Annotated in this window: 3 protein-coding genes and 3 pseudogenes; 3 read left to right on the top strand and 3 right to left on the bottom strand. The window is 57.5% G+C overall.

What is annotated here, in order from left to right; translation table 11 throughout:
* Positions 1–170 precede the first annotated feature (170 nt).
* Positions 171–575, top strand: a pseudogene (locus QO034_RS22860) (transposase); the annotation flags it as partial.
* 131 nt (positions 576–706) lie between these two features.
* Here the strand turns inward: QO034_RS22860 and QO034_RS22865 are convergent.
* Together QO034_RS22865 and tnpA are read right to left on the bottom strand one after the other, a co-directional pair.
* A complete protein-coding gene (locus QO034_RS22865) occupies positions 707–1,930 on the bottom strand; it encodes an IS256 family transposase (protein WP_284487816.1) in 1,224 nt (407 codons plus the stop codon).
* A gap of 193 nt (positions 1,931–2,123) precedes the next feature.
* Positions 2,124–2,541: pseudogene (gene tnpA / locus QO034_RS22870) on the bottom strand (IS200/IS605 family transposase).
* A 345-nt stretch (positions 2,542–2,886) separates the two neighbouring features.
* Here tnpA and QO034_RS22875 point away from each other — a divergent pair.
* A complete protein-coding gene (locus tag QO034_RS22875) occupies positions 2,887–4,131 on the top strand; it encodes a mechanosensitive ion channel family protein (RefSeq protein WP_284487817.1) in 1,245 nt (414 codons plus the stop codon).
* Between the two features lie 300 nt (positions 4,132–4,431).
* Complete coding sequence (locus QO034_RS22880) at positions 4,432–5,550, top strand: porin (protein WP_284487818.1); 1,119 nt, start codon at positions 4,432–4,434, stop codon at positions 5,548–5,550.
* 337 nt (positions 5,551–5,887) lie between these two features.
* On the opposite strand, the pseudogene tnpC reads toward QO034_RS22880, so the two are convergent.
* Positions 5,888–6,751, bottom strand: a pseudogene (tnpC, locus tag QO034_RS22885) (IS66 family transposase); the annotation flags it as partial.
* Positions 6,752–6,862 lie beyond the last annotated feature (111 nt).

Consider the following 6,862-nt stretch of genomic DNA (forward strand, 5'->3'; position numbering starts at 1 on the left):
ACGGACGTTTACGGAGTTGTTCAGCGCGCTCGGAAGGATATGCGACCTGTTCACTCCCGACGAATGCATGAACTACTTTCGCGCTGCAGGATATGCGCCAGGTTAATCCCGAAATGCTTTAACTTTTGAACCAAACCATCTCCGGTAAACCCGGGGCGTTTCAGACTGAGACGGCGCGCTGCCTCCAGACCATGCCCGGGGTCGGTCCCATGACGGCACTGGCGGTCGAGGCTTTCGCGCCCGACATGGCGGAGTTCAAATGCGGACGGGACTTCGCGGCCTGGCTGGGTCTCGTCCCTCGTCAACGCTCTTTTGGTGGGAAGGCGCGCCTTGGTCGAATATCGAAAGCGGGTCAAGCCGATATCCGACGGCTCCTGATCATCGGGGCAATGTCCCGGATCGTAGGGCGTGCAAGTCATAAAGTGCCGGCCGAAAGCTGGCTCGGACGAATGCTCGTGCGTAAGCCGAAGATGCTGGTGGGGATTGCGCTGGCCAACAAGATGGCGCGACAGATCTGGGCAATGTTGACGAAAGAAGAGGATAACAGGGAACCGGGGGTGGCAGTTGCGGCATGAACATCATGGCGTGAACGGCCAGCACCGGTGAGAAGGGGAGTGTAAGAAAGCAACAACCTGAATGGGCGCAATGATCGAACAGATCCGGATCGGGAGAGACTGTGCGGAATTTTGTGCCCTGGCGCCTTCTGTTACGCCATGGGGAAGCGGTCTTCGAACATGATGGCGAGCTGGCTTTTGACAGCGTGCCATTCGCGCACCGAACGCTTCCACTCCGTTGAGGGAGCATTGAGCGCGAGATAAATCAATTTCGCCGCCGCCTCGTCGCTGGGGAAGTGGCCGCGGGTTCGGACCGCGCGGCGGATTTTCGAGTTCAGCGCCTCGATGGCATTCGTTGTGTAGATCAATCGACGCACCGCAGGCGGATAGTCGAGGAACGGGACCACCTCGGTCCAGGCTCGCCGCCAGCTTGGCGCGATAGCCGGATAGCGGGCGGCCAGATCGCTACCCTCGAACTCAGCCAGCGCGGCCTCTGCCGCCTCGGCGTCCACGGCGGTGTAGACCGCCTTCAGGGTCGTCGCCACGGCCTTTCGGTCCTTATAGCTGGCGAAGCTCATGGAATGGCGCAGGAGGTGGACGATGCACGTCTGGACCTGGGTCTGCGGGAAGGCCGCCTCGATGGCCTGGGGGAATCCCTTGAGGCCGTCAACCACGGCAATCAGGATGTCCTGGACGCCCCTGTTGCGCAGGTCGTTCAGCACCTTGGCCCAGAACTTGGCACCCTCGTTGGCCTGAAACCACAGGCCGAGAATGTCACGCGTGCCATCCGGCAGGATCGCCAGAGCGACGAAGACCGCTTTGTTCGAGACCGCGCCGTCGCTGCGGATATTGACCCGGATAGCGTCCATGAACACCACTGGATAGCACGGCTCCAGCGGGCGGTTATGCCACGCGGTGACCTCGTCCATGACGGCCTCGGTGATCGCCGAGATCAGGCTGGGAGAGGCCTCGAAGCCGTAGATCTCCTCGATATGCCCCTGGATTTCCCGGGTCGTCATGCCGCGCGCATACATGCTCACAATCTTGCGGTCGAACTCGGGAAAGCGCCGCTGATACTTCGCGATCAGCAGCGGGTCGAAGGTGCCGTTTCGGTCGCGCGGGATGTCCAAGACGACCTTGCCACTCTCGGTCGTCACCGTCTTTTGGCTGCTGCGGTTGCGCCGGTTGGGGCCCCGGTTCTGGCCCTCGGGCGCCTCTTCAGCGCGCTCATCGCCGAGATGTTCCTCCATCTCGGTCGTCAGCGCGCGTTCCGCCAGCGCCTTGGTCAGTTCGGATAGAATGCCTTCCTTGCCAAATAAATCGCCGGGTGAACGGCCTTCCATCAGCTGGTCCAACAGGTCTTTGTCGATGCTCATACGTGGGTCTCCTTTCAGAGCAGTTACCACGCCAGAGCACAAAATTCAGGATAGTCCCGATCGGGAAAACCATGTTCGTACTTGGAGCATCAAGCTCGTACTGAAGATTTGGACCTGATCCGCAGATCTCCATATCGGCCCGCGGCTTCTGAAAAGCGCCGCACATCGAGGCCTGAAAGAAGACCGCATTCGATCACTCACCGGCAAGGTTCGAAACTTCTTGCATCACGGGCGGCAACCAAAGAAGTACGATGTCTTCGCTAATGGCACCGTTGGTGGTCGAAAAGTACCCCTGCCCCAAAACCGACATCCCCAATAGCGCTTGCGGATGGCAGGAAGCTCGCGCTGCACCTTGAATGACGAACGGCCCTTCATCTTGCGCACAGATCGCTGATCGCCATCTTCGGCGGCACCGGCACGAGCATGTGCGCGTGGTCGCTCGACAGCACCCCGCGCAAGATGTCGACCACGTTCTCGCGACAGACCTGACGGCAGATGTCGCGCACGCACAACCGCAAGCCTCCGGTCAGAACCTTGTAACGGTACCTGGTCGACCAGACGATGTGGTAGCGGTGATAGAAAACGCAGTGCTTGCCAGTGTCATATTGCATGATCGCACCCTCTGAAAAATGAGCCTCCGACCCGGCTGCGGCTCTTTTTTCAGAAGGTATGATCATAAGACGATTCTTTCACGCTTAAGCGGGACCGACTGGAAGTCGGTGGGTTTGCTCCAGAGCGTGGATACCAAAAAAACACTTGCGTTTGGTGCCCCTGAAGGAATGAATCGAAACATGTTTGTCAAAGCTGCCCAACGGAGCCGCTTAAGGGCGATGGATCTCGGTTCGAGACCTTCATTGCCATGTCGCACAGAGTTCAGATCCGCAGTGACGCCATTGCTCAGACACTTGCTTCTCTACACGGTACTATGGGTGGCTCTATCGAGGCCGGACATCTCGATGGCGCAAGTTACTCCGGGTTTGGACCCGGTCCAGCATTCACGTTCGATGGCAATCGATCCTGACGTAACAGAGCGCGACCTAGGCTATCATCTTGTAGCTCTCGACGCAGAGCAAATTGCCGAGGTTGCCGAGGTATGGCGTAAGCGGGTTCAAAACAAACTTGCTGAAATTGCGGCAATCGCGAGCGCTTCTGAAGCGGCCGGAGAGGGGAAAAGCGAGGCGCTTTCAGAGGCTTTGTACCGCGCCAATCAAGAGAATATCCGAAACTTCAGTCATTATCTGCGCGTGTTGATCAGCCTTCAAAGCAAGGGCGCCGAGGAAGATCTGCTCTCCAGCCATTGGAATTATGTCCATGGCTTTATTGCCGATTTGATCGTTTCTTTCAGGCTCTCGACGCTTTCCAGGATTTCCTGGGAGTGGTTTACGTCGGGACGGGGGGGCCTAAGAGCGCTTGTTGTCTTCGTTCAGTTTGTTCTCATACTGTTCGTCACGGTTTTTGCCGCGCGATTTCTAAGTCGGATCACCGCCAGCTGGCTTGCGCAGCGCAAGGTGTCTGACCAGTTGGCATTGCAGTTGTTGCCCAATGCCGTGTTCCTCATCGGCTTGACATGCGGGGCGATACTTGCCTTGCTGGTGCTGGGGATCGACGTCACAGTCACGCTGGCAATCGTTGGCGGTTTCGGTTTCCTGATTGCCTTTGTATTTCAGAGCATTCTTCCCAATCTTTCCAGCGGAATCGTGCTTCAAGCCGTCAATCCTTACCAACGCGGCGATCTGGTCTCAATCGACACAGTTTTTGGCGAGGTCGAGGAGTTCAATGCCGTGTCGACAACCGTGCGTACATTCGACAACCGCCAGGTGATCATCCCCAACAGCAAGGTCTGGCAAAACGCGATTGAAAACCACAGCAAATTCCCGGTGCGCAGGATCGATCTGGTATTTGGCATACGATACGAGGACGACATAGAACTGGCAAAAGAAACCTTGCTGGAAGTGGTCAATGCAAATGAGCTCTGTCTGCCAAAGCCGGCACCACGAGTCTTCGTGGGTGCCCTCGAAACGTCGTCGGTGAATATCTATTGCCGGCCCTGGGTTCGCAATGAGGATTATTGGGAAGTTCTTTGGGAACTGACGGAGTCCAGCAAGCTTCAATTGGAACAAGCCGGGATTTGCATCGCTTTTCCCCAACAGGAAGTGCATATTCGCACGCCCGCATCTTTCTGCGAGAAGGAAAATGGATGAGGTCGGCGGGGCTTTGATAATGATGTGACCGCCCCCCGACGGCATCGAGCGAAAGGCACGGGAAGCGAGCTAAACGCTCTACAAAAAATGGCGAGCAAGCCCAAGACCGGCAAAGACGGCTACCGATTCAAGGCCAACTCCGAGGCCTCCAAGAAGACAAGAAGGGAGACCGCTCATTGACCAGGGCACAATCAAAGACACATACTGAGGGTGGGTCAAATCTCGGTGAAAATACCGGGACAACTTCTCAGTGGAAATCAACAACAAAGGGACACTGAAGTTTCGCTGGAGAACTGTGGTATGAAACGAAATCTAGCATGTATCGCCTTTGGTTTCGGAGTGGCATCCGCCGGACCAGCATTGTCTCAGGACAACAATCTGGTTTTCACCAACCCCAGCGGCTGGACTACGACCTTCTATGGTCAGATCAACATGACCTACCAGGGCGTCGATGACGGGGTCGAAAACCACAACCAGTTCGTCAACAACACCAACTCTCCAAGCCGCATCGGTCTATGGATTGATGGTCCGGCGGAAGGAGACACCCGGTTGCGGTTCAACTTTGAAACCGCTCTGGGCATACGGGCCACGGCAGAAACCAACCAGATCGCCAATCCACCGTACCTAGATTGGCAGAGGACCGACATCCGCAAGCTTGAAGTCACCTACAAGGGGAATTACGGGACGTTCTGGGCGGGCCAAGGCAGCATGGCCGCCGACGGCATCGCCGAGTACGACAAGTCCGGTACCAGCGTCGCCGGTTATTCCGCCGTAGCAGATACCGCGGGGGCCTACCTGTTCCGGCTCAGAGATACCCTTGTTGTGCGGGTCCCGGTCGGAGCCGTGTTTCGGAACTTCGATGCCGGTCGCCGGATGAGGGTTCGCTACGATACACCCAGTTTCGCGGGTTTCACATTCTCCGCAGCCTACGGACAGGACGTTCTGGCGACCGCAGTGGATGCCGACTATACCGATGTTGCCGCGCGTTACGCATTCGAAAACGATCAAATGGAGTTCGCGGCCGGACTGGCGTATAGTTGGTTTCAGCCGCAAAATGGACTGGACGAAGAACACCTGTTCGGTTCGGCTTCGTTGCTTCACAAGCCAACTGGACTGAACCTCACCATCGCCGGAGGTCAGAATACCTTGGCCGAAGCCGATTATTTTTATGCCAAAGCTGGTTGGCTGGGCAAAATATTCCCCATCGGACCTAGTGCTTTATCCTTTGATCTCTATAGCGGTACCGATTTCCTGCTTTTAGGGACAGATTCTGATGCCTGGGGTGTGCAGGCGGTCCAGCATTTCGAGAGTCTGCACCTTGAGGCCTATCTGAGCTATCGCGAATACTCCTATAGCGGCGTTCTTGCGGAATATCGGAATATCGATTCCGTACTTTTTGGTGCGCGCTGGAAATTTTGATGTGCCAGCAGTGTACGCGAGAATAATGGTAGGGATCGCCTGATCTACCGCTTCGGCTTTCCGGCGTCACGGCGTTCGTGGCGTTAGAGCGGTTTGCCTTTGATCGGATTCGGGGTGTCCAACTGGTGTCGCGTAGCCCTTAATTGGGATCATCCTCGATTTGTGTGGCGCCACTATCCTGAGACTGGAAAATTCAGGAGGGATAGTCATGATTTCGAAGCACCACTGGTCGCCCGGGAGCGATGTTTCGGTTCAAAGCATTGAGCGAAGTGAATCCGGCGGGTGGATTGTATCGGGCAGTCTGACACCAAACGTAAGCATCCGGCGTATGCCGCGGTCAGGCGGCTCGGCGGCGTTCCGAGGATTGCCAATTCCATGGGAGCAGCGTCGGCACCTGCGAGGCAGTCATGTCCGGCAGCCGGGCGAGGACATCGGCCAACCAGGCCTGAGGATCGATGTCGTTCATCTTGGCGGTGACGATCAGGGAATACATGAAGGCGGCGCGGTCGCCGCCGCGTTCGGAGCCGGCGAAGAGCCATGACTTCCGGCCGAGGGCCACGCCGCGCAGGGCACGTTCGGCCGCATTGTTGGTCAGGCAGATCCGACCGTCGTCGAGGAAGCGGGTGAAGGCGTCCCAGCGGTCGGTCTTGAACATGTAGGCGATCGCCTTGGCGACGGGGTTGTACCTCGACATCGTATCGCGTTCGGCACGCATCCAGTCGTGCAACTCCTCGATCAGCGGACGGGACAGTCGGTGCCGGGCCGCAAGCCGCGACGTGGCATCCAGACCGTTGATCTGACGTTCGATGTCGAAGAGGGCATCGATCTTCTTCACCGCTTCGAGCGCCACCGGCGATATGTCATGGGCGGGCTTGCCCTTGCGGATATTCCCCTTGATGTCGGCCAGTTCGAAGAACTTGCGCCGGGCATGGCTCCAGCACAGCGCGCTCGCGACCGGGCCGGGATCGCGGTCGCCGCGATAGAGATCGTTGTATCCGCCATAGGCGTCGGCTTGCAGGATACCCTTCCATCCCGCGAGATGTCGGTTGGGATGGGCCATTTCCCGGTCGCGCGAGAAGTGGAACAGCGCCGCTGGCGGCGCGCCGCCCGCGAACGGCCGGTCGTCGCGGACATAGGTCCACAGGCGAGCCGTCTTGGTCCCGCCCTTCGCCAGCAGCGGAACGGTCGTGTCTGTCGCGTAGCCCTTAATTGTGAGATGAGAAATCCAACGAAATCAACGGCTGTCCTTTGCCCTTAAATATGAGATTTTGCCTTTAATTCCGATATTCTTGCCCTTAAACCTGAGACAGGG

It is taken from the genome of Sedimentitalea xiamensis, assembly GCF_030164465.1.
In the GTDB taxonomy this organism is placed as follows: Bacteria; Pseudomonadota; Alphaproteobacteria; order Rhodobacterales; family Rhodobacteraceae; genus Sedimentitalea; species Sedimentitalea xiamensis.

Bases quoted from the DNA above. Each gene is read 5' to 3' on its own strand.
- QO034_RS22875 (WP_284487817.1), top strand. From the start codon at position 2,887: ATGGCGCAAGTTACTCCGGGTTTGGACCCGGTCCAGCATTCACGTTCG.
- QO034_RS22880 (WP_284487818.1), top strand. From the start codon at position 4,432: ATGAAACGAAATCTAGCATGTATCGCCTTTGGTTTCGGAGTGGCATCC.
- QO034_RS22865 (WP_284487816.1), bottom strand. From the start codon at position 1,930: ATGAGCATCGACAAAGACCTGTTGGACCAGCTGATGGAAGGCCGTTCA.